The sequence below is a fragment of the Pseudideonella sakaiensis genome (genome assembly GCF_048320135.1).
Lineage (GTDB): Bacteria > Pseudomonadota > Gammaproteobacteria > Burkholderiales > Burkholderiaceae_C > Ideonella_A > Ideonella_A sakaiensis_A.
Genome location: NZ_CP182947.1, coordinates 2,401,287 through 2,423,650, shown reverse-complemented (window position 1 = coordinate 2,423,650; position 22,364 = coordinate 2,401,287). Strand labels below are relative to the sequence as shown.

Below are 22,364 nucleotides of genomic sequence, written 5' to 3'. Positions count from 1 at the left end.
GGCTGCGTCGCGTGGTGCCGGGTCATCACTTGTTGCCGGCCTTGTCGGCAGCGGACTTGTTGTCTGCCTTCGATGCAGCAGACTTGCGGGCGGGCTTTTTTGCCGTCGCCGAGGTCTTGCGGGCCGGCTTGTCGTCGGCAACGCCGTCGACGCTTTGCCGCCCCATCGATGCGGCCAGCCCCTTGCCTGCGCCCTGCTGCACGGCATTGGCGGCAATCTCGCCGAACTGCTTGGTCAACGCGCTCCACCACAACATCGGGTCGACCGCCGGCGCGGCTTTCGGCGGCTCGCCGGACGTCTGGTCATTGCCCTCTGCGGGCGTGGCCTGCTTCGCTGCCTGCGCAGGTTTTTCTGCCGGCGGGGCGGCTGCAGCCTTCGGCTCGGCCGCTTCTTTCGGCTTGATCTTCAGCGATTCCTGCAGATCGTTCATCTGCACATTCATCGTCTGCAGCGTCGACAGCGTCATCCGCTGGACTTCGAGCGCCTGGATCGTCGTCGCCAACATCCGCGCGTTCTGCTCGAGCCAGAACTGCACCGTGCGCAATTCATCGATGCGTTTTTCCAGCTCGGCCGGATCGAGCGTCGGCGCCACCCACTGGCCGACGCCGGGCAGCGCGGCGCCGGCGTTCTTGACCAGGCCTTGCAGAAAGTCGAATCCCGGCATCATCTTGCCGAAGTCGCTGCTGGTGTTCATCGGGTTGTCTCCATCGTTGTGGCGTGTGGCCGGCATCTCGGGATGTCTGGCCCATTGTGCATCGACGAAGGGCCAAGTCCAGCGCCGCTCTGTCAGCGCGCGGCGTTGCGGGAATCGATCTTCAGCACGCCGCGGTCCTGGCTCCAGCGCAGCCGGCCGAGCACATCCATGCCGAGCAGCGGCTTGTCGCCGAGCCCGGGCAGCGCGACGATGCGCAAGCCCTGGGCAGCGACGCCGCCTTGCAGCTCCACATCGGCGCGGACCACCGTCCCGGTGACCAGGCCGCCGGCGGTCGTCGAGCGGACGTTTCCGAGTTCGGGCAGGCCGAGTTCGCGTGCCATGTCGAGCGACATCGCGGTGCCGGTGGCGCCGGTATCGATCAGGAATTCGACATCGCGACCGTTGATCCGCCCCGGCCAGTGGTAATGGCCATCCGGCGCGCGGACGATCTCGATCATCCCGCCGGTCGACATGAACCGGGTCTGCGCCTGCCGGTGTTGCCAGGCCTGCACCGCCAGAAACAGCGCCAGCCCGAGCAGCAGCCAGATCGTGGCCAGCTTGAAGCTGCGTGGCAGATCGTGCACTGCGGATGGCCCGGTCAGGCGTGAGCGGCCGTTGCCGGCTCGATCGCACCGAAGACGCTGCTGCCGTCGCGGCCGATCGCATCGATGCGCAAGGCCTCGCCAGGCTCGAGGTAGGGCGTGCGTGGGGCGCCGTCGAGCTCGCGCTCGCGTTGCCGGCGGCTTGCGATCGCGATATCGCCGACGCTGCCGTCGCCAGCCGGCGTGCCGAGGCCGAGCAGCGTGCCGTTGCGCAGGCCGTCGTGGCTTGCGCCGGCCGCCAGCAGTTCGCCGATCGACCAGCCGGTGTCGCCGGCACTCGGGCAGCGGCCGAAGCGCTTGTTGCCGCGCATCACGTCGATCGGCAGCTCGATTCGGCCATTGCTCCAGGCGGCGCCGAGTTCGTCCGGCGTCACCGCGACCGGCGCAAAACTGATGCTTGCCCACGGGGATGCCCGCATCGCCTCGTCGGCCTCAGGCCGATGCCAGCTGCATGCCAGCATCACCAGGCGGATCGCTGCCAGTGCATCGTCGGCCGCCGAGCCAGCGGCGAGTTCGCCGGTGATCAGCGCAAGCTGGCCGCAGAAATCGAGCCCGACCGGCGGCTCCGGCAGTTCGGCGGCGCCATCGTTCCGCGCTGCGACCGGTGGCGTTTCGCGCGCGCCGAGCAGGGCATCGCCGCGCAAGACCGCGAGCTGCAGCGGATGCCGCTCGCGCTGCATCACCGGCGGATCGACCATCGCGACGCAGGCTGCGCGTGGCAATGGCGCCAGACACATGGCCGGATCGAAGGCAAAGGCATGGCGGGCCTTGCCGTGGTTCAGCGTCTGCGACAGCTCCTCGAGCTGCGGCGACAGAAAATTCCAGTCGTCGAGCAGTTGCTGCATGCGGCCGACGACCCCCGACGCATAATGGGCCAGCGACAGATCGCGCGACACGACGACCAACTGGCCATCGCGCGAACCGTCCTTCAATGTTGCAATTTTCATGGCGCGGAGAAATTCAGGTGCAGCTGGCAAGCCACCGTGGCCCGCGCCGGCATCCTGCCCTATTGTCGATGCTCCCTGGCAAGTCTCCGCAATCGCTCTCCACGCCGACATCGCGTCGGCCGCGTCCGACGCTGCGCGTCTTCGCGCTCGCTGCGCTGCTCGCACTGCTGCTGCACGGTCTCGTGCTGGGCAGGCTGCCGGCGATGACCGCCTACGCTGGCGACAAGACAATGCCGCAGCCGATGCGGGTGCGTGCGATCGCCCCGGTGGCCGCGGGAGCGGCGCCGCTGCCGGTCGTCGCACCGGCGCCGCCCCCGGCGCCAGCGAAAACACAGGCTGCGGCCGCCAACGTCCTGGTTGCAGCAGCACCGGTCATCGCCGCGGTCGAGCTCGCCGAGCCGCCGCTGATGCAGCCTGCTGACGAAGAAGTCGCCGCGCCGGCAGCCGCCGAGCCGCCATTGCCGCCTGCCGAGCCGCTGCTGGTTGCCGAAGCTGCCCCGCCGGCAGACGAGCCCTTGCAGCTGGCGGCGCTCGGCAACGAGCCGCCGCTGCCGCTCGACGACGTGATCGGCCTCGATATGGCCGATGGCGATCCGATCCCGATCTACTCGACCCGCTTTCCTCCGTCGCAGACGCTGCGCTACGACCTGCAGCGCGGCGTCGTCAGCGGCACCGGCGAATTGAACTGGCGCCACGACGGCACGGCCTACGAACTGCAGCTGCTGGCGCGAATCAGCGGCCTGACGATCCTGACGCAGCTCAGCAAGGGCGGATTCGACAAGGCGGGGCTGGCGCCGGTGCGTTTTACCGATCAGCGGCTGCGCAGCGCTGCGCGGGCCGCCAATTTCCAGCGCAAACGCCAGCTGATCACGTTTTCCGGCCCGTCGACCGAATATCCGATGGTCCGCGGCGTGCAGGACCGCTTGAGCTGGATGATGCAGGTGCCGGCGATTCTTGCCGCCAATCCGCGGCTGGCGTCGGCAGGCCAGAAGATCACGCTGTATGTCGTTGGCGCGCGTGGCGATGCGTCCGTGTGGGATTTCCGCTTCGAGGGCAGCGAGCGCCTGGCGACGAGATCCGGCGAGGTGCAGACGGTCAAGTTTTCGCGCCAGCCGCGCAAGGAATTCGACACCAAGGCCGAGGTCTGGCTCGATCCGGCGCGTGATTTTCTGCCGCTGCGCGCGAGGCTGGGGAACCCGGAGGAGGGTGCGATGCTCGAACTGAGACGCATCGATTAGGCAAACGCCGTCAGTGGCTTGATTTTTGCTGACATCGCCTCATCTCTGCTCCAGGAGAGACTGTCATGCATATGCTCTACAACTCGGACAATTTCGTGGTGGTGCAATTCGATGCGGCCGCCAGCGGCGACGCACCGGCAAATACCTCGCCATCCTCGCGTGGCGGTTACGAAATCGTCGACAAGTTTGCCCGCAAGGAAATCTTCATCAGCGGAGACATGGCGCAAAGCTTCAAGGCCGGCGTCGATGCGTTGATCGAGACCGGCCCGTCCGAGGACGAAATGGACGATTACATCGCCCGCTACACCTCGCTGATGCAGCAGCCGGTCGTGCTGCACTGAGATTGACACGGCGGTCCACGGACAACCGCCGCCTGCTGCGGCCCGGCTTGCCGGGCCGTTTTGCTGCCCGCCGACGTCGAGCGCCGGGGGGGCAGCCGAGGAAATTCCGTCTTCACCCTTGCCTCTGGCACCTGCCTGCGACAAGATGCTCCCGCGGCCAGGGCCTGAGGGATTGACATCCCGGTCGCGGGAGGTGTTGCCGATGGGCAAGTCGATTGAAGAAGCGCGGATGATCCTGTCGCCCGGTTTGCGCGATGCGCCGGTGCTCGACCAGATGTGTTCGCGCTTCGTGCTGTCGCTGACGATGCGCCAGCCCGGTCGATTCAATTTGCGCCGCGACTGGAACAGCCTGTTGTCGCTGACCGGACGCCATCTGGTCTGGCCGGTACCGGTGCTGCAGCGGCTGCGCGAGTTCCTCGCGCTGCGTTGCCGCAACAACGATGCCTGGCGCGGTCACGAAGCGCTGGGCCACGAGGCCTTCATCAACCGTCACGGCGCCTGGCAGGGGCCGTATGAAGAAGCGACGCTGTTTTTCTACATCGACGAATTCATCAAGGATGCGCCGAAGGACCTGCTGGCAGTGCTCGGCGCGACAGAACACTGGCTGAACCGGAATCTGAAGAAGGAATCGACGCGCGTCGAAAAGAACATCGATGCGCTGGCCGGGCTGCTGCAACTGAACCCGGCCGAGCGGGCGCTGCTGCTCTACGGCACCTTGGCGCGGTACCAGCGTGACCTGCGCGGCCTGCTGGTCGAGTTCAAGGTCGCCAATGCGCAGGAAGCCTATGCGGCGATCGCCGCAGTCGCCGGCGTCAATGAGTCCGAAGTGGCCGAAGCGCTGCGCGCCGGCTCGCGGCTCGAGCGCACCGGGATGGTCGAAAACCTGATCTCGGAGCACAACATCACCGACTTGTCCGACCTGATGAAGGTCAGCGAGCAGCTGCCGCCGGTGCTGATGCGCCATTACGAGGGGCCGTCGGACCTGATGGCGGTATTCACCAGGCCCGCATCGCGCAGCGAACTCGGTCCGTCCGATTTCCACTATGTGGAAGACGACCTCAATGTGTTGACGGCGCTGCTGCGCAACGCAGTGCAGCGCAAGGAGCCCGGCGTCAATGTCCTGCTTTATGGCCCGCCGGGTACCGGCAAGACCGAACTTGCAAAAGTCGCGGCGCAGGCGGCCGGGCTGGCCTTGTATGAAGTCGAATATGCCGACCGCGACGGCAATTCGCTGTCCGGCCGCGACCGCTACCGCTCGCTGCAGATCAGCCAGGTCTTTCTGAAGGCCAGCACGCAGGTTGCGCTGCTGTTCGACGAGGTCGAGGATGTCTTTCCGCCGATATCGACAGATGCGGCGCAGATCATGGCGCGCATCGAGAGCGGCGATGGTGCGCTCAGCGGCAACAGCAGCGTCAGCGGCAAGGCCTGGGTCAATCAGATCCTGGAGACGAATCCGGTGCCGGTGGTCTGGGCGACCAACCGGATCGAGCAGATCGACCCCGCGTTCCGGCGCCGCTTCCAGTACCACCTGGAGTTGAAATGCCCGCCGCCCGGTGCCCGCGAGGCACTGGTGCGGCGCGCGCTCGGTGCCGTTGAAGTGAGTGACCGCTTTGCCAAATCGCTTGCAGAACGCAAGGGGTTGACGCCAGCGCAGGTCCGCACCGCGGTGCGTTTTGCCTTGCTTGCCGGAACCGACGGTGCCGTGATCGAGGAGCTGATCGAGCGTCAGCTCGGCCATGCCGACCTGGCGCTGGGCACGACCAACCGGGCCGACCGGATGCGCGATCCGGTGACGAATTACGACCTCGGACTGCTCAATACCGAGTCGCGGTTCGCGCTGCCGCGCATCATCGACGCGCTGCGGCGCAGCGGCCACGGCACCCTGTGTTTCCACGGCCCGCCCGGCACCGGCAAGACCGCGCTGGCCGAACACATCGCCAAATCGCTGGACAAGCCGCTGATGATCCGCCAGGCCAGCGAAATCGCCAGCAAATATGTCGGCGAAACCGAGCAGAACATGGCGCGGATGTTTGCCGAAGCCGAAGCCGAGCAGGCGGTGCTGCTGCTCGACGAGGCCGACAGCTTCCTGCGCAACCGGCGACTCGCCGAACGCAGCTACGAGATCAGCGAGGTCAACGAGATGCTGCAGGGCATGGAGCGATTTGCCGGCCTGTTCATCTGCACGACGAATCTGTTCGACGAACTCGACGAGGCGGCGCTGCGCCGCTTCACGTTCAAGATCCGCTTTTTCCCGCTGACGCCGGCGCAGCGCGAGCGGATGTTCATTGCCGAGGCGCTCGCCGGCGCGGACGACCAGTTGACCGACGAACACCGCGAACGGCTGCGCAAGCTCGATGTGCTGACCGCCGGCGATTTTGCCGCGGTCAGGCGGCAGGTCGACATCCTGGCCGAGGCCTTCAGCGCTGACGAATTCCTGTCGCAGCTCGAATCGGAGCATCGGGTCAAACCCGAGGTCCGGCATCGCCGCGGCATGGGTTTTGTCAACTGATGCCTCAAGCGAATGTCCGCGCGGGCCGATAAGTGGCCATGAACATCCCCGAACCGCTGGGCATCCGTGTGCCGGTGTTGCCCGGCCGCCGCCGGCGACACCATCCGCCGCGGCCCTGAACAGGACACGATGGCATCGAATCTGGTTCTGCTGGCCCCGTGGCTGCTGCTGACCGGCTGCATCGCCAGCCTGTCGGTTTATGCCGCGCTCGACCTCGGCAAGCGGATGCAGTCGACAGAGCAGGCCGAAGGCCGGCAATGGCTGCTCGGCTCCGGGCTGGCCTGGGGAACCGGCGTCTGGTCGGTGCAGGTGCTGAGCATCAATTTCGAGCAACTCGGTTTCGACGTCGGTTTCCACCCGGTCGGCATTTTTGCCGCCTGGCTCGCCGCTGTGGGCGTCGGCATGGCCGGGTTCAGCATGATCGGCAGCCGCAAGGCCAGCCTCCGCGGTGTGCTCGCTGCCGCGTCGGGCATCGGCACCGGTCTCGTCGTCACACAGATGCTGGTCTTCGTGTCGATGGGCCTGCAGCCTGGCCTGAGCTGGGATGTGCCCGGGCTGCTGATTGCGCTGCTCGCCGGCGTCGGCGGCTCGACGCTCGGCCTCGGCATCTGGTACATCGGCCGTTCGCATCCGGACAGCCGCGTGCCGTGGAATCTGATCGCCGCCGTCTCGATGGGCGTGGGCATCGTGATCGGCGAAGTCGTGGCCATCAATGCGACCGGCCTTGGCGCACAGCAGGCATCGGTTTTTCGCGAGGTGTTGCCGGCAACGTCGATCACGGCGCTGGCTTCGGTCGGCAGCCTGATGTTCGTGCTGGCGATCCTGGTCTCGTCGCGGCTCGAGGAACATACCCGTGAATCGCTGTCACGGGTAAAAACCGAGTTGCGGCACCAAGCGACGCTCGATGCGTTGACCCAGTTGCCGAACCGCGAGATGTTCGAGCAGCGGCTCGCCGCCGCGGCACGCGTCGCCGATGAAAACCAGTCCGGACTGGCGCTGCTGTTCATCGACCTCGACGGCTTCAAGCCGATCAACGAATCCTTCGGCCACCCGGTCGGCGATGCGGTGTTGCGCGGCGTGGCGCGCCGACTCGGCAGCCTGGCCGGCCCGAACGATGTGGTCGCCAGGCTCGGTGCCGACGAGTTTCTGCTGCTGATGCAGGACCAGCCGCTCGCCGGCGACGCTTCGGCGCGCGCCGCGGAACTGCTCGATCTGCTGCAGCAGCCCTACCAGGTCGAGGGCCGCGAGGAACGCGAGGTGTCGATCTCGTGTTCGGTCGGCATCGCGATGTACCCGAGTGATGCGACCGTCGCAAAACTGCTCGCCCATGCCGACGCGGCGATGCAGGCATCGAAGGCCGGCGGCGGCGCGACCTACTGCTTCTATGAGCCGCGCATGAGTTCCGGCGCACGCGAACAGGTCGACCTGCTGCACGACCTGCGCAAGGCGCTCGGCAACGGCCAGCTCGAGTTGTATTACCAGCCGAAGGTGCATGCGCCAAGCGGCGAGATCACCGGTGCCGAGGCGTTGATGCGCTGGCATCACCCGAAACGCGGGCTGATCGGCCCATCCGTTTTCATTCCGATCGCCGAACGTTTCGGCCTGATCAATGGCCTCGGCGACTGGTTGATCGACGAAGCCTGCCGGCAGATCCGCGCCTGGCGCGACCAGGGACTGCGGATGCGCGTTGCGATCAACATGTCGGTCTACCAGCTGCGCCAGGCCGACCTCGCCGACCGCATCAGCGCGGCCTTGGCGCGGCACCGCATCAATCCGAAACTGCTGACCTGCGAGATCACCGAATCGGTCGCGATGGAGGATGCGGCCGAGACGATGAACATCTTCAACGGCCTCGCGCAGGCAGGCGTGCACATCTCGATCGACGATTTCGGCACCGGTTATTCGAGCCTGTCCTATCTGCGCCGGCTGCCGGCGGAGGAGCTGAAGATCGACCGCAGCTTCGTGCAGGACCTCGGCAGCAGCGAGGACGCCGAACGCGTCGTCGATGCGGTGATCAAGCTGGCGCAGGCGCTGCAGCTGAAGGTCGTTGCCGAAGGCGTCGAAACCGAGCAGCAGTATGCAATCCTGCGCTCGCTCGGTTGCGATGAGCTGCAGGGCTTTTTGTTCGCGAAGCCGATGTCGGCGCGGGCGCTGTCGCTGTGGGCGATGAACGACATCGGGCCGAAGGACATCGATTTCCGCGAGTCGCTGTACATCGACACCCGGATGGCCGAACTGCACTGATGCCGGTGCGGGCATGGCGCGCGGCGCCGTTCGCGCCCGGGTGCGACTTCGTACAATCGGCCGATGAAAACCATCGCCTATACCCGTGGCGCCGACCTGCCGGCCCTGCTCGAACAGCGCATCGCGATCCTCGATGGCGCAATGGGCACGATGATCCAGCGCTACAAGCTCGGCGAAGCGGATTTCCGTGGTGAACGATTCGCCTCGCATCCGAAAGACCTGAAAGGCAATAACGACCTGTTGCAGCTGACCCGGCCGGACGTGATCCGCGAGATCCACGACCAGTATCTGCAGGCCGGTGCCGACATCGTCGAGACCAATACCTTCGGGGCGACGACGGTCGCGCAGGAAGACTATGGCCTCGCCTCGGTTGCCCGTGAAATGAACGTCGAAGGCGCCCGCATCGCGCGTGCCGCCTGTGACGCGACCGGGCGGCGCTGTTTTGTTGCCGGCGCGCTCGGCCCGACGCCGCGCACCGCGAGCATCAGCCCAGACGTCAACGATCCGGCGGCGCGCAATGTCGATTTCGATCAGCTGCGTGCCGCCTACTGCGAACAGGCCGAAGGCCTGCTCGAGGGCGGCTGCGACCTGTTTCTGGTCGAGACGATCTTCGACACGCTGAATGCGAAGGCGGCGATCTTTGCGCTCGACGAGTTGATGGAGGAAAGCGGCGAGCGGCTGCCGGTGATCATCTCCGGCACCGTGACCGATGCCTCCGGGCGCATCCTGTCGGGCCAGACGGTCAGCGCGTTCTGGCACAGCGTTCGCCATGCGCGGCCGCTTGCCGTCGGCCTGAACTGCGCGCTCGGCGCGGCACTGATGCGGCCCTACATCGAGGAGCTCGCAAAGGTCGCCGGCGATACCTTCATCAGCTGCTATCCGAACGCCGGCCTGCCGAATCCGATGAGCGATACCGGCTTCGACGAGACGCCGGAGATCACCGGCCGGATGGTCGAGGAATTCGCGAAGTCCGGTTTCCTGAACATCGCCGGCGGCTGCTGCGGCACGACGCCGGGGCACATCGCCGAGATCGCCAAACGGGTCGGCCGCTACCAGCCGCGCTGCCGGCACGACGGCCTGTTCAGCGAGTTGCTGGCGGCCTGAGCGCCGCCGCCCGGTTCAGCGGCAGGCGATCCGCAGCAATTACAATTCCGGCCGGTCCAAGGAGCGTTGCGACGGCGCCGACCTATTCGGTCGGCTTGCTGCCAGGCTTGGGCCCTGTGTCTTTCCCAACAGCGCTCACCCGACCCAACAGGCCGTGGTGAGTTGCGCGGCCTGCCCCCAGATCAGCGCCGCCATGTCGAATCCCCCCGTTTCCCCCTCGTCCGCCGATGCCGCCAAACCGGCTGAGCGCGTCGCCGCGATGAAGCTGTCCGGTCTCGAGCCGGTATCGATCGACAGCAGCTCGCTGTTCGTCAATATCGGCGAGCGCACCAACGTCACCGGCTCGAAGGCCTTCGCCCGGCTGATCCTGAACGACCAGTTCGAGGCTGCGCTGGCGGTGGCGCGCCAGCAGGTCGAAAACGGCGCGCAGGTGATCGACATCAACATGGACGAGGCGATGCTCGACAGCAAGGCCGCGATGGTGCGCTTCCTGAAGCTGGTCGCCAGCGAGCCGGAAATCGCCCGCGTGCCGATCATGATCGACAGCTCGAAGTGGGAGGTCATCGAAGCGGGCCTCAAATGCATCCAGGGCAAGGGCATCGTCAACTCGATCTCGCTGAAGGAAGGCGAAGATGAGTTCCGGCGTCAGGCAAAACTGATCCGCCGCTACGGCGCAGCCACCGTCGTGATGGCCTTCGACGAAAAAGGCCAGGCCGACACCTACGAACGCAAGATCGCGATCTGCGAACGTGCCTACCGCATCCTCGTCGACGAGATCGATTTCCCGCCCGAGGACATCATCTTCGACCCGAACATCTTCGCGATTGCCACCGGCATCGAGGAGCACGACAACTACGCGGTCGATTTCATCAATGCGACGCGCTGGATCAAGCAGAACCTGCCGGGCGCCAAGGTCAGCGGCGGCGTCAGCAACGTCAGCTTCAGCTTCCGCGGCAACGACCCGGTGCGCGAGGCGATCCACACCGTCTTCCTGTACCACGCGATCCAGGCCGGCATGGACATGGGCATCGTCAATGCCGGCATGGTCGGCGTCTACGACGACCTCGAGCCGGTGCTGCGCGAACGGGTCGAGGACGTGGTGCTGAACCGGCGCCCGGATGCCGGCGAGCGGCTGATAGAGGTCGCCGAATCGGCGAAGGGCCAGGCGAAGGACGATTCGGCCAAGTTCGCGTGGCGGGCCAAGCCGGTCGCCGAGCGGCTCAGTCATGCGCTGGTGCATGGCATCAACGATTTCATCGTCGACGATACCGAGGAGGTCTACCAGCAGATCGTTGCGGCCGGCGGCCGGCCGCTGAACGTGATCGAAGGCCCGCTGATGGACGGCATGAACATCGTCGGCGACCTGTTCGGCCAGGGCAAGATGTTCCTGCCGCAGGTGGTGAAAAGTGCGCGGGTGATGAAGCAGGCGGTGGCGCACCTGCTGCCTTATATTGAGGCCGAGAAAAAGGCGCTGGTCGACGCCGGCGGCGAGGCCAAGGCGAAAGGCAAGATCGTCATCGCGACCGTCAAGGGCGACGTCCACGACATCGGCAAGAACATAGTCACCGTCGTCCTGCAGTGCAACAATTTCGAGGTCGTCAACATGGGCGTGATGGTGCCGTGCCAGGACATCCTGGCGCGCGCCAAGGCCGAGGGCGCCGACATCATCGGCCTGTCGGGCCTGATCACGCCGAGCCTCGAGGAGATGCAGCATGTCGCGGCCGAGATGCAGCGCGACGACTATTTCCGCGAACGCAAGCTGCCGCTGCTGATCGGCGGCGCCACCTGCAGCCGGGTCCACACCGCGGTGAAGATCTCGCCGCATTACGAAGGCCCGGTGGTTTATGTGCCCGATGCCAGCCGCAGCGTCAATGTCTGCAGCGACCTGCTGAGCGATGAGCGTGCGGCCGCCTATATCGACGAGATCAAGGCCGACTACGAACGGGTGCGCCAGCAGCATGCGAACAAGAAGCAGACGCCGCTGGTCAGCCTGGCCGATGCGCGCGCCAACAAGACGCCGATCGACTGGGCGGCCTACCAGCCGCCGAAACCGAAATTTGTCGGACGCCGTGTCTTTCGCAACTACGACCTCGCCCAGATTGCGCAGTGCATCGACTGGGCGCCTTTTTTCCAGACCTGGGACCTCGCCGGTTCGTATCCGGCGATCCTCGACGACGAGGTGGTCGGCGACACCGCGCGGCGTGTCTTCGAGGACGGACAGCAGATGCTGAAGCGGCTGATCGATGGCCGCTGGCTGAACGCCAATGGCGTGATCGGTCTCTATCCGGCGCATCGCGTCGGCGACGACGACATCGAGATCTATGCCGACGAGTCATGCACCGAGGTGCTGTTCACCTGGCGCGGGCTGCGCATGCAGACCGAGCGGCCGGTGATCGACGGCGTGCCGCGGCCGAACCGCTGCCTCGCCGATTTCATCGCGCCGAAAGGCGCGGTCGACGGCCCCGACTACATCGGGCTGTTCGCGGTCACCGCAGGGCTTGGCTGCGACAAGAAGGAAAAGCAGTTTCTCGAACAGCATGACGACTACAGCGCGATCATGCTGAAGGCGCTCGCCGACCGCCTCGCCGAGGCCTTTGCCGAGCGTCTCCACCAGCGGGTGCGCACCGACTTCTGGGGTTATGCCGGCGAGGAGTCGCTGAGCAACGAAGAGCTGATCAAGGAAAGATACCGCGGCATCCGGCCGGCGCCGGGTTATCCGGCCTGCCCGGACCACACGGTGAAAGGCGAGATGTTCCGCGTGCTCGACTGTGCCGAGATCGGCATGGCGTTGACCGAAAGCTGGGCGATGTCGCCGGCTGCATCGGTCAGCGGCTTTTATTTCGCCCATCCGGCCGCTACCTATTTCAACGTCGGCCGGCTCGGCGAAGACCAGTTGCGCGACTGGGCCGAGCGCAGCGGCCGCGAACTGGCCGACGTGCAGCGCGCGCTGGTCAGCCTCGGTTGACCGGCTGAGCGGAGCTCGCGCCGGCATCCGCGCGGCGCGACGCCAGTTCCATTTTCCGCGCCGCGGTCATGTCGACCGCGGTCAGCAGGCCGATCGCGCCGATCGCGACGCCATTGCGTTTGCGGTCGTCGGCATCGCCGTCGTGATGGTGCCAGGCCAGCGTTACGCAATCGAGCGCATTGGCGATGCTGCGCCGGTTCAGCCAGCGCTCCTTGTCGTCGGCCACCAGCAACGCGATGCCGCCGGCGATCGAGCGCAAGCCGCGCAGCCGCATCCAGACGCCGCCGATGCCGACCGACACGGTATTGCGTGTGCGGCGCGGCAGCACCAGCTCGGCCGCGCCGATCACGATGCTGGCCCAGGCAATGCCGTTCAGCAAGCGGTCTGCTTCTTCGCGGCGTTCGCTGGTGGCGGAGGCTGTCTGGTCGTGTTCGATCGGCTCGTGGCGGCTGTTCATCGTTGTTCTCCTCGTGGTGCGGCTCGGTTGCCGACGTCAATAGCGGACGATTTCCGCATCGTCGAGCCGGGTACTGGCATCGGTAAGCGCCTGTGCCAACTGTGCGGCGCTGATGCGTGCCTCGCTGAGGTTGGCGCCACGCAGATCGGCGCCGTCGAGATTGGCATTGGTCAGGTTCGCAGCGGTCAGGTTGCTGCGCGCGAGGTCTGCATCGCGCAGATCGGCTCCGCTCATCTCGGCGCCCTGCAACCTGGCCTGGCGCAGGCTGGCGCGGCGCAGGTCGGCCCGGCGCAGATCGGCATTCAGCAGGTTCGCGCGATCGAGGTGGGCGCGTTGCAGCCGGCCAGTGCGCAGATCGGCGCGAGTCAGGTCGGCTTCGGTCATCTGCGCGCCGCGCAGATCGGCCGAACGCAGGCTGGCATCCTTGAAATTGGCGCCGATCAGATGGGACTGGCTCAGATCGGCACCCTGCAGATCAGCGGCCAGAAAATTGGCGTAGCGCAGGTTGGCGCCGGCGAGCCGGGCGCTGCCAAGCCGCGCTTCCATGCACAAGGCGCCGGGCTCGATCCGGCAATCGGCAGTCGTTCCCGATGCAGGACCGGCGGCGGCCGCGACAGTGGCGGCGCTGCACAGAGCCAGCACTGCCGCCAGACGATGTGCCCCAGCGAAGGCGAATGCCGCTGCAGCCGTCGTCGCCGGCCGCGTCTGCGCAGTCATTGACTGGCTGCCCTTGGAGGTGCTGCGAATCGTGCTTCGTCGATCTGCATGCATGGCGGAACCTTTCTCGAAAGCGTTTGCGGTGCGGAGTTTGTTTTCGGGCCGTTGCGGCGCCCGGCTCTCTGTCAGTGATCGCGCGCCGCGCAAAGTTCCCTGTGCCTGTCGAGGCGCCCAGTGCCTGCAAAGGCTCAGCCGCCGCTCAGCACGCGCCGGTACTGGATTGCCTCGGCCAGGTGCTCGATGCCGATTTCGTCGCTGCCCGCGAGGTCGGCGGCACTGCGTGCGACGCGCAGAACGCGGTGGTGGCTGCGCGCCGACCAGGCGAGCCGGGTCGCTGCGCCATGCAGAAAATCGCGTGCCGGCGCCGCAAGCCGGCAATGCTGATCGAGCGCGTCGCCGTTCAAGCCGCAGTTCAGCCCTTGCTGACGATCGAATTGCCGCGTCCGCGCTGCGGCCACCCGGGCCGCCACCGCCGCGCTCGGCTCGCCGGATGGCAGTGCGGCCAGGGTCGCCGGCGCAATCGGCGGCACTTCAACCTGCAGATCGATGCGGTCGAGCAGCGGGCCGCTGAGCCGCCCCTGGTAGCGGGCAATCGCCTCCGGTGTGCAGCGGCATCGGCCCGACACACTGCCGTGCTGGCCGCAGGGACACGGATTCATCGCCGCGACGAGTTGGAAGCGGGCCGGAAATTCGGTCTGGTACATCGCCCGCGAGATCGTGATCCGGCCGGTCTCCAGCGGCTCGCGCAATGCCTCCAGCGCGGCCCGCGGATATTCCGGCAATTCGTCGAGAAACAGGATGCCGGCGTGCGCGAGCGAGATTTCACCGGGCCGTGGCGGCGCCCCGCCGCCGACCAGTGCCGCTGCCGATGCGCTGTGGTGCGGCGCGCGGAAAACCCGCTGCCGCCAGCATGATGCGGAGAATCGGCCGACCAGGCTCAGGATCGCCGCCGATTCAAGCGCTTCGCGCTCGGTCAACGGTGGCATCAGGCCCGGAAGGCGGCTCGCCAGCATCGATTTGCCGGTGCCGGGTGGGCCGACCAGCAACAGGCTGTGGCCACCGGCAGCAGCGAGGGCAAGCGCCCGCTTGGCAGCGGCCTGGCCGCGCACGTCGCGCAGATCCGGCACCGAAGGGCCGGCCGATGTGGACAGCGGCCGTGCCGGCGGCAACGGGTCGGCTGCTTGCGCGTCGGCGCCGGCATGGCGCATCGCGCGCACCACGTCGAGCAGGTGCTCGGCGCGCAGGCAGCGCAGGCCGTCGACCAGCGCAGCTTCCTCGGCGCTGCCGGCCGGCAGTACCAGCGCGCGGCCTGGCGAGCCGCGCTGCAGTGCCAATGCCATCGCAAGCGCGCCGCGCACCGGCCGCAGTTCGCCGGCCAGCGACAACTCGCCGGCAAATTCATGGCCGATCAGGCGCTGCGGATCGATCTGGCCGCTGGCGGCGAGGATGCCGAGCGCAATCGGCAGATCGAAGCGGCCCGAATCCTTCGGCAGGTCGGCCGGCGCCAGGCTGACGGTGATCCTCTTGTTGTGCGGGTAGACGAGGCCGCTGTTCTGCAAGGCCGCGCGGACCCGCTCGCGCGCTTCCTTGACCTCGGTATCGGCCAGCCCGACCAGCGTGATCGCCGGCAGCCCGTTCGCCAGGTGCACCTCGACGGTGACGGCGGGTGCGTCGATGCCGAGCAGGGCGCGGCTGTGGAGAACGGCAAGCGACATGGCCGAGGATCTTCCCATCCGGCGATGGGCCGCCGGCCCCACCAGAAGAGGGAGCACGTCGGGCGGGGCGCGCGGCAATGGGGCGTACCTGTGCGGGCAATCCCTGAGGATCCGAGCGCCAGGATCGCTTTCGGCACCACGTTGGTGCAACGCAGGCGCGCGCGGTGCACAGGCGCCCGCCTCAGTGAACCGATGTTGCGCAGGCTCACTGTCTTGGCGCATTGGCACGGAACCTGCAGGAAGCAGGCATCCGTCAATTCCAACCAACAGGATTTCCGATGAAAACGAGCAATTGGGTGATGAGCATGGTGTTGGCACTGCTGGCCAGCAACACGATCGCGCAGACCGCCGCCCCGGCGGTCAGCATCAGCGGCAACCTCGGCTTGTTCAGCGATTACCGATTCCGCGGCATTTCGCAAACCGACCGCAAACCCGCGTTGCAGGGCGGTTTCGACCTCAGCCACGCATCCGGTCTTTATCTGGGCAACTGGAATTCGAATATCGACAGCGCGTTCTACAACGGCAGCAACCTGGAAATGGACGTTTATGGCGGCTACCGCAGGGAGTTTGGCGGTGTCGGTTTCGACGTTGGTGCGATTTATTACTATTACCCGGGCAGCGGCAAGGCCGGCGCCAGCAAGATCGACAACACCGAGGTTTATGTCGGTGCGACGTTCGGTCCGCTGAGCGCCAAATATTCGCATGCGGTGTCCGACTTCTTCAGCGCGCCGAATACCAAGGGCAGCCGCTATTTCGACCTCGCCTTTGCGCAGGACCTGGGCAATGGCCTGGGCATCAATGCGCATGTCGGCCACCAGCGCATCCGCAATACGCCGCCACAGACAGGTCGCGTCACCGATTTCAAGGTCGGTGTCAGCTATGACCTGAGCGGATATGTGCTCGGTGCCTCGTACATCGGCACCAACCGCGACCGCGTCGCCGTCGGCCCTCAATCCGGCAAGGACCTCGGCAAGGACGCTTTCGTGCTGTCTGTCGTCAAGACATTCTGAGCCGCAGCAAACCACAGGAGATATTCATGAAGATGGTGACAGCGATCATCAAGCCGTTCAAGCTCGATGAAGTGCGTGAAGCGCTCAGCACGATTGGCGTGCAGGGTATCACGGTGACCGAGGTCAAGGGTTTCGGTCGGCAAAAGGGTCATACCGAGTTGTACCGCGGTGCCGAATATGTCGTCGATTTTCTGCCGAAGGTGAAGATCGAGGCGGCGATCGATGATGCCATCGTCGATCAGGTAATCGAGGCGATCGAGAATTCCGCTCGCACCGGCAAGATCGGCGACGGCAAGATATTCGTTTCCGCGCTGGAGCAGGTCGTTCGCATCCGGACCGGCGAAACGGGCAAGGACGCCCTTTGAGTGATCAACACAGAGACGTCATGAAAAAATTGTTTGCAAGCATTCTGCTGGCCGTTTTCGGCCTGGGTATCTCGGGCGCAGTATGGGCGCAGGCCGCGTCGGCACCGGAGGCGGCCGCGGCCGTCGTCGAGGTGGCGGCACCGGTCGTTGCAGTCGCCGTCGAGGCCGCACCAGCGGCGGCGCCGGCGGTTCACAAGGGTGACGTTGCCTGGATGATGACGGCCACGCTGCTCGTCATCTTCATGGCCGTTCCGGGGCTGGCGCTGTTCTACGGCGGACTGGTCCGCAGCAAGAACATGTTGTCGGTGCTGATGCAGGTGCTGGTCGTGTTTTCGCTGGCCGCGGTGCTGTGGGCGATCTATGGCTACAGCCTTGCGTTCGGCGGCGAAGGCGCAATCATCGGCTCGCTCGACAAGATCTTCCTGAAGGGTGTCACGACGGCGTCGCTGGCCGATACCTTCAGCGCCGATGTCAAGCTGCCCGAATATGTCTTCATCGCCTTCCAGGCCACGTTTGCCGGCATCACCTGCGCGCTGGTCGTCGGCTCGTTTGCCGAGCGGATGAAATTCGCCGCGGTGATCGCATTCACGGTGCTGTGGTTCACGTTCTGCTACCTGCCGATCGCGCACATGGTCTGGGGCTCGGGTGGTTACCTGCTCGACAAGGGTGCGCTCGACTTCGCCGGCGGTACCGTCGTCCACATCAATGCCGGCATTGCCGGTCTGGTCGGCGCCTACCTGGTCGGCAACCGGATCGGTTATGGCAAGGAGTCGATGACGCCGCACTCGCTGACGCTGACGATGGTCGGTGCGTCGATGCTGTGGGTCGGCTGGTTCGGCTTCAACGCCGGCTCCAACCTCGAGGCGACGAGCGGCGCCGCGCTGGCCTTCATCAACACCTTGTTCGCCACCGCCGCCGCTGTGTTGTCATGGTCGGTCGGTGAGGCGCTGGCGAAGGGCAAGGCGTCGATGCTCGGTGCGGCGTCCGGCGCGGTTGCCGGGCTGGTCGCGATCACGCCGGCCTGTGGATCGGTCGGTCCGATGGGCTCGATCATCATCGGCCTGCTCGCCGGCTTCGTCTGCCTGTGGGGTGTCAACGGGCTGAAGAAGATGCTCGGCGCGGACGATTCGCTCGACGTCTTCGGCGTCCACGGTGTCGGCGGCATTCTCGGCGCGCTGCTGACCGGCGTATTCACCGCACCATCGCTGGGCGGAACCGGTGGCGAGGATTTCTCGATCGTCGGCCAGGTGCTGGTACAGGCCGAGGGCGTGTTGATCACGATCGTCTGGTCGGCTGTCGTTGCCTTCATCGCCTACAAGCTGATCGACATGGTGATCGGTCTGCGGGTGCCGGAAGACGAGGAACGCGAGGGTCTTGACATCACCTCGCACGGCGAAACCGCCTACCACAACTGAGGCTGGCAAGCCTTCGCCGGCGGCGTCGACAGGCGCTGCCGGCACCGAACCAGGGCCACCGCAACGTGGCCCTGTTTTTTTGATTGAACTTGAGCAACCGGCATGCGATCCCACATGCCTAGAATCTCCCACGCCTTTCCTTCGTGATTACCACGGGCAGTTCAATGGTTCCTCATCTCATCACCGCCCTGTCCGGACCGATCAATGAACTCGAGCAGCGCATCCTCGAGTCGCTGCCGGCGATCGAGCGCTGGTTCCGTCTCGAATGGATGGAGCACACGCCGGCCTTCTACACCTCGGTCGATGTGCGCAATGCCGGCTTCAAGCTGGCGCCGGTCGATACCAGCCTGTTTCCGGGCTGTTTCCAGCTGCTGACCGACGACATGTTGCCGCTGGCGGTGCAGGCGGCGATGGCGGCGATCGAGAAGATCTGCCCGGAGGCGAAAAATCTGCTGCTGATCCCGGAGCGCTCCGCCGATACCGACGCGCTGATGAATGTCGCGCAATTGACGCGGATCTTCCACCAGGCGGGGATGAATGTGCGGCTCGGCTCGATTGACGAAACGATCGCCGGGCCGACCCCGGTCGAATTGCCGGACGGCACGACGCTGACGCTCGAACCGCTGGTGCGCACGCGCGGCCGGCTCGGCCTGAAACATTTCGACCCGTGCACGATCCTGCTGAACACCCAGTTGGCCGGTGGTGTGCCGAAGGTGCTCGAAGGCATCCATGAGCAGTACCTGCTGCCGCCGCTGCACGCCGGCTGGACGATGCGGCGGCGCAACCAGCATGTCCATGCCTATGAGGAGGTGGCGAAGAAGTTCGCCAAGCTGCTCGGCATGGACCCCTGGCTGATCAACCCGATGCACGCCAGTTGTGGCGAGGTCGACTTTGCCGACGATGCGGCAGCCGACTGCCTGATGACGAACAGCGAGGCGCTGCTCGCGAAGGTGCGGCGCAAATACAAGGAATACGGCATCCAGGAAAAGCCGTTCGTGATCGTCAAGGCCGACGGGCCGGCCGGTTCGGCGGTGCATACGGTGCGCGATGTGAAGGAGATCGGCGAGTTGTGCCGGCAGTGGCGCGATGGCTCGACCGCCAGCCAGTTCCGCGAGGTGCTGCTGCAGGAGGGCGTGCCGACCTACGAGCGGGTCAACGATGCGGCGGCCGAACCGGTCGTCTACATGATCGACCGCTACGTTGTTGGCGGCTTCTACCGCATCCATCCGGAACGTGGCCCCGACGAAAGCCTGAACGCGCCGGGTTGCAGCTATGTGCCGCTGGCACTGGCCGAATCGGGCCAGTTTCCGAAACTCGGCGCGAAGCAGGGTGCGGCGCCGCCGAACCGCTTCTACATGTACGGCGTGATTGCCCGGCTGGCGATGGTCGCCGCGGCCTATGAGCTCGAGGCCAACGACCCTGACGCCGAGGTCTACGAGTGATCGTGCAGCCGGCAGGCTGACCAGCCAGCGCCTGTTGCGGCGCAGCAACTGACTCGCCGGCGCAGCGGCGGCGACCCCGGCGCAGGTCCAGAATGCCGGCTTCGACGGTGCGGCGTCCATTGCGGGCGCGTGATTCGTGAATTCAAGCTCCCGAGCTTCCAGTCTGGCCAGTCTGACGCTGGGCGCCATCGGCATCGTCTACGGCGACATCGGCACCAGCCCGCTGTATGCCTTCAAGGAAGTGTTTGCGCACGGCCATGTGCCGCTGACGGCAGACAACATCTTCGGCGTGTTGTCGTTGATGTTCTGGACGATCACCGTCGTCGTCTCGCTGAAATATGTCGTGCTGATCCTGCGCGCCGACAACAACGGCGAGGGCGGCCTGATCGCGATGCTGGCACTGGCATCGCAGGCGGTGAAGGGCCGCCCGAAGCTGCGCGCGCGACTGCTCGTGCTCGGCATTTTCGGCACCGCAATCTTTTTCGGCGACGGCGTGATCACGCCGGCGATCTCGGTGTTGTCGGCGGTCGAAGGGCTGGAGGTCGCGGCGCCGGCGCTGCACAGCTACGTCATCCCGGTCACGCTGGTGATCCTGACGGCCCTGTTCGTGATGCAGCGTTTCGGCACCGCCAGTGTCGGCCGCTTGTTCGGCCCGATCACCGTGGTCTGGTTCGTCGTGCTGCTGCTGATGGGCCTCGTCCACATCGCGCGCAATCCGGCCATCCTCGCAGCACTGAGCCCGCACCATGCGCTGGGTTTCGTGTTGTTCCATCCCGGCGTCGCATTCATCGCGCTCGGCTCGATCATCCTGTGCGTGACTGGCGCCGAGGCGCTGTATGCCGACCTCGGGCATTTCGGCAAGCGGCCGATCCGGCTCGCCTGGTTCGCGCTGGTGATGCCGGCGCTGGTCATCAACTATTTCGGCCAGGGCGCGATGCTGCTCGCCCACCCGGAAAACGTGCGCAATCCGTTCTACGAAATGGCGCCGGCGTGGGCGCTGTATCCGCTGATCGGCCTGGCCACCTGCGCGACGGTGATTGCTTCGCAGGCGCTGATCACGGCTGCCTTTTCGGTCACCAAGCAGGCGATCCAGCTCGGCTATCTGCCGCGGCTGCGGATCACCCACACCTCGGTCCGCGAGGCCGGCCAGATATATGTGCCGTTCATCAACTGGAGCCTGTATATCTGCATCGTGCTGGCGGTGGTGATCTTCGGTTCGAGCAGCCGGCTTGCTGCGGCCTACGGCATCGCGGTGACGATCGACATGCTGATCACGACGGTGATGACGTTTTTCGTGATCCGCTACGGCTGGAACTACCGCTGGTCGTTGTCGTTTGCCGCAACCGGCTTCTTTTTCCTCGTCGACCTGACCTATTTCTCCGCGAACATCGTGAAGATCTTCGATGGCGGCTGGTTTCCGGTCGCGATCGGCGGCGTCGTCTTCGGACTGATGCTCACGTGGAAGCAAGGGCGGCGGCTGATGAACAAGCGGCTGCGCGAGGAGGCGATCGACCTCGACAGCTTTCTCGAATCGATCTTCATCAGTCCGCCGCTGCGTGTACCCGGCACCGCGGTTTTTCTGGTCAGCGAGCCGGGCATGACGCCGAACGCGCTGCTGCACAATCTGAAGCACAACAAGGTTCTGCATCGCACCAACCTGTTTGTCACCGTCAGGCAGCACGAGGTGCCGTGGATTGGCTTCAACAAGCGGTGCGAAATCTCGCCGCTCGGCCATGACTGCTGGCAGGTTGTCGTTCATTTCGGCTTCAAGAACGATCCCGACCTGCCGGTCGCACTGAACCTCATCGCCGAGCGCAGAATCAACCTCGATCCGATGGATACCAGCTATTTCCTGTCGCGCGACATCGTCAACCCGACCCTCGGCCACGGCATGGCGCTGTGGCGCGAAAAACTGTTCGCCAGCATGCACCGCAATGCCGCGGCCGCTGCCGATTTTCTGAGCTTGCCGACCAATCGCGTCGTCGAACTCGGCTCGAAGGTCGAGATCTGATGGAGTCAACGAAGGTGGCCGACAGCGATCCGCAACAGGTGATCGAGGCGACGCAGCAATGGCTCGACAAGGCGGTGATCGGGCTGAACCTGTGTCCGTTTGCCGGCGCGGTGCGGCGCAGCGGCTCGATCCGCTTTGTCTGCAGCGGGGCAGGCGACGAAGCCGATCTGCTCGCTGAATTGCAGGCCGAGCTGCAGTTGCTGGCCAAGGCTGACCCTGCAGACATCGAAACCACACTGCTGATCCATCCTGGCGTGCTGGCCGATTTTTTCGACTACAACGACTTTCTCGGCATCGCCGATGCCTGCATCGAGTCTCTCGGCCTCGACGGCGAAATCCAGATTGCAAGTTTCCACCCCGACTACCGCTTCGACGGCAGTGAGCCTGACGACATCGACAATTACAGCAACCGCTCGCCGTATCCGATGCTGCACCTGCTGCGCGAGGCCAGCGTCGAACGCGCGCTGCGCGGCGTCGCTGATCCGGACGAGATCTACCGGCGCAATATCAAGACCCTGCGCCGCCTCGGCCACGACGGCTGGCGCAAGCTGTTCGGCCGCTGAGCGGCCGCCGGCGCCGGCGGCGAAT

18 protein-coding genes and 1 riboswitch are annotated in these 22,364 nt (G+C 65.7%); of the genes, 12 read left to right on the top strand and 6 right to left on the bottom strand.

The annotated features are described in order from the left end of the window. Positions 1-25: 25 nt before the first annotated feature. The 3 genes from ACNH6H_RS10920 to ACNH6H_RS10910 form a co-directional block, all read right to left on the bottom strand. Complete coding sequence (locus ACNH6H_RS10920; RefSeq protein ID WP_418317592.1) at positions 26-694, bottom strand: PhaM family polyhydroxyalkanoate granule multifunctional regulatory protein; 669 nt, start codon at positions 692-694, stop codon at positions 26-28. Positions 695-786: 92 nt separating this feature from the next. After that, positions 787-1,278, bottom strand: a complete 492-nt coding sequence (locus tag ACNH6H_RS10915; RefSeq protein WP_418317590.1) for a retropepsin-like aspartic protease family protein — start codon at positions 1,276-1,278, stop codon at positions 787-789. A 14-nt stretch (positions 1,279-1,292) separates the two neighbouring features. Next, a complete protein-coding gene (locus ACNH6H_RS10910) occupies positions 1,293-2,243 on the bottom strand; it encodes a fumarylacetoacetate hydrolase family protein (protein WP_418317588.1) in 951 nt (316 codons plus the stop codon). 68 nt (positions 2,244-2,311) lie between these two features. Between ACNH6H_RS10910 and ACNH6H_RS10905 the strand changes: the two genes are divergently transcribed. The 6 genes from ACNH6H_RS10905 (at position 2,312) to metH (ending at position 12,644) form a co-directional block, all read left to right on the top strand. Then, complete coding sequence (locus tag ACNH6H_RS10905) at positions 2,312-3,481, top strand: DUF3108 domain-containing protein (RefSeq protein WP_418317587.1); 1,170 nt, start codon at positions 2,312-2,314, stop codon at positions 3,479-3,481. A gap of 65 nt (positions 3,482-3,546) precedes the next feature. Next, positions 3,547-3,822, top strand: a complete 276-nt coding sequence (locus tag ACNH6H_RS10900) for a DUF3567 domain-containing protein (RefSeq protein WP_418317586.1) — start codon at positions 3,547-3,549, stop codon at positions 3,820-3,822. A gap of 202 nt (positions 3,823-4,024) precedes the next feature. Next, positions 4,025-6,331, top strand: a complete 2,307-nt coding sequence (locus ACNH6H_RS10895) for an ATP-binding protein (protein WP_418317584.1) — start codon at positions 4,025-4,027, stop codon at positions 6,329-6,331. A 129-nt stretch (positions 6,332-6,460) separates the two neighbouring features. Beyond that, positions 6,461-8,575, top strand: a complete 2,115-nt coding sequence (locus ACNH6H_RS10890; protein WP_418317582.1) for a putative bifunctional diguanylate cyclase/phosphodiesterase — start codon at positions 6,461-6,463, stop codon at positions 8,573-8,575. 63 nt (positions 8,576-8,638) lie between these two features. Then, a complete protein-coding gene (locus tag ACNH6H_RS10885; RefSeq protein WP_418317581.1) occupies positions 8,639-9,679 on the top strand; it encodes a homocysteine S-methyltransferase family protein in 1,041 nt (346 codons plus the stop codon). 52 nt (positions 9,680-9,731) lie between these two features. After that, a riboswitch (S-adenosyl-L-homocysteine riboswitch) is annotated at positions 9,732-9,823 on the top strand. A 49-nt stretch (positions 9,824-9,872) separates the two neighbouring features. Further along, positions 9,873-12,644 carry a methionine synthase gene (metH, locus tag ACNH6H_RS10880; RefSeq protein ID WP_418317580.1) on the top strand — a complete coding sequence of 924 codons (2,772 nt, stop codon included), beginning with the start codon at positions 9,873-9,875 and terminating at the stop codon, positions 12,642-12,644. Here the strand turns inward: metH and ACNH6H_RS10875 are convergent. From ACNH6H_RS10875 to ACNH6H_RS10865, 3 genes are all read right to left on the bottom strand, one after another. Beyond that, positions 12,631-13,101 carry a hypothetical protein gene (locus ACNH6H_RS10875; protein WP_418317579.1) on the bottom strand — a complete coding sequence of 157 codons (471 nt, stop codon included), beginning with the start codon at positions 13,099-13,101 and terminating at the stop codon, positions 12,631-12,633. The genes metH and ACNH6H_RS10875 overlap by 14 nt on opposite strands. 36 nt (positions 13,102-13,137) lie before the next feature. Then, a complete protein-coding gene (locus ACNH6H_RS10870) occupies positions 13,138-13,647 on the bottom strand; it encodes a pentapeptide repeat-containing protein (RefSeq protein WP_418317578.1) in 510 nt (169 codons plus the stop codon). 359 nt (positions 13,648-14,006) lie between these two features. After that, a complete protein-coding gene (locus tag ACNH6H_RS10865; RefSeq protein WP_418317577.1) occupies positions 14,007-15,533 on the bottom strand; it encodes a YifB family Mg chelatase-like AAA ATPase in 1,527 nt (508 codons plus the stop codon). A 278-nt stretch (positions 15,534-15,811) separates the two neighbouring features. Here ACNH6H_RS10865 and ACNH6H_RS10860 point away from each other — a divergent pair, with 278 nt between their 5' ends. From ACNH6H_RS10860 to ACNH6H_RS10835, 6 genes are all read left to right on the top strand, one after another. Further along, a complete protein-coding gene (locus ACNH6H_RS10860; RefSeq protein ID WP_418317575.1) occupies positions 15,812-16,543 on the top strand; it encodes a TorF family putative porin in 732 nt (243 codons plus the stop codon). Between the two features lie 26 nt (positions 16,544-16,569). Further along, positions 16,570-16,908 (top strand): P-II family nitrogen regulator, encoded by a 339-nt coding sequence (gene glnK, locus ACNH6H_RS10855; RefSeq protein ID WP_418317574.1) that lies wholly within the window; start codon positions 16,570-16,572, stop codon positions 16,906-16,908. A 20-nt stretch (positions 16,909-16,928) separates the two neighbouring features. Then, on the top strand, positions 16,929-18,323 hold the full coding sequence (locus tag ACNH6H_RS10850; protein WP_418317572.1) for an ammonium transporter: 1,395 nt from the start codon (positions 16,929-16,931) through the stop codon (positions 18,321-18,323). 164 nt (positions 18,324-18,487) lie between these two features. Beyond that, on the top strand, positions 18,488-19,765 hold the full coding sequence (gshA, locus tag ACNH6H_RS10845; RefSeq protein WP_418317571.1) for a glutamate--cysteine ligase: 1,278 nt from the start codon (positions 18,488-18,490) through the stop codon (positions 19,763-19,765). A gap of 136 nt (positions 19,766-19,901) precedes the next feature. Then, complete coding sequence (locus ACNH6H_RS10840) at positions 19,902-21,776, top strand: potassium transporter Kup (protein ID WP_418317570.1); 1,875 nt, start codon at positions 19,902-19,904, stop codon at positions 21,774-21,776. Further along, positions 21,776-22,339, top strand: a complete 564-nt coding sequence (locus ACNH6H_RS10835; protein ID WP_418317568.1) for a DUF1415 domain-containing protein — start codon at positions 21,776-21,778, stop codon at positions 22,337-22,339. Before ACNH6H_RS10840 ends, ACNH6H_RS10835 begins: the two co-directional genes overlap by 1 nt. The last annotated feature ends 25 nt before the right edge of the window (positions 22,340-22,364 follow it).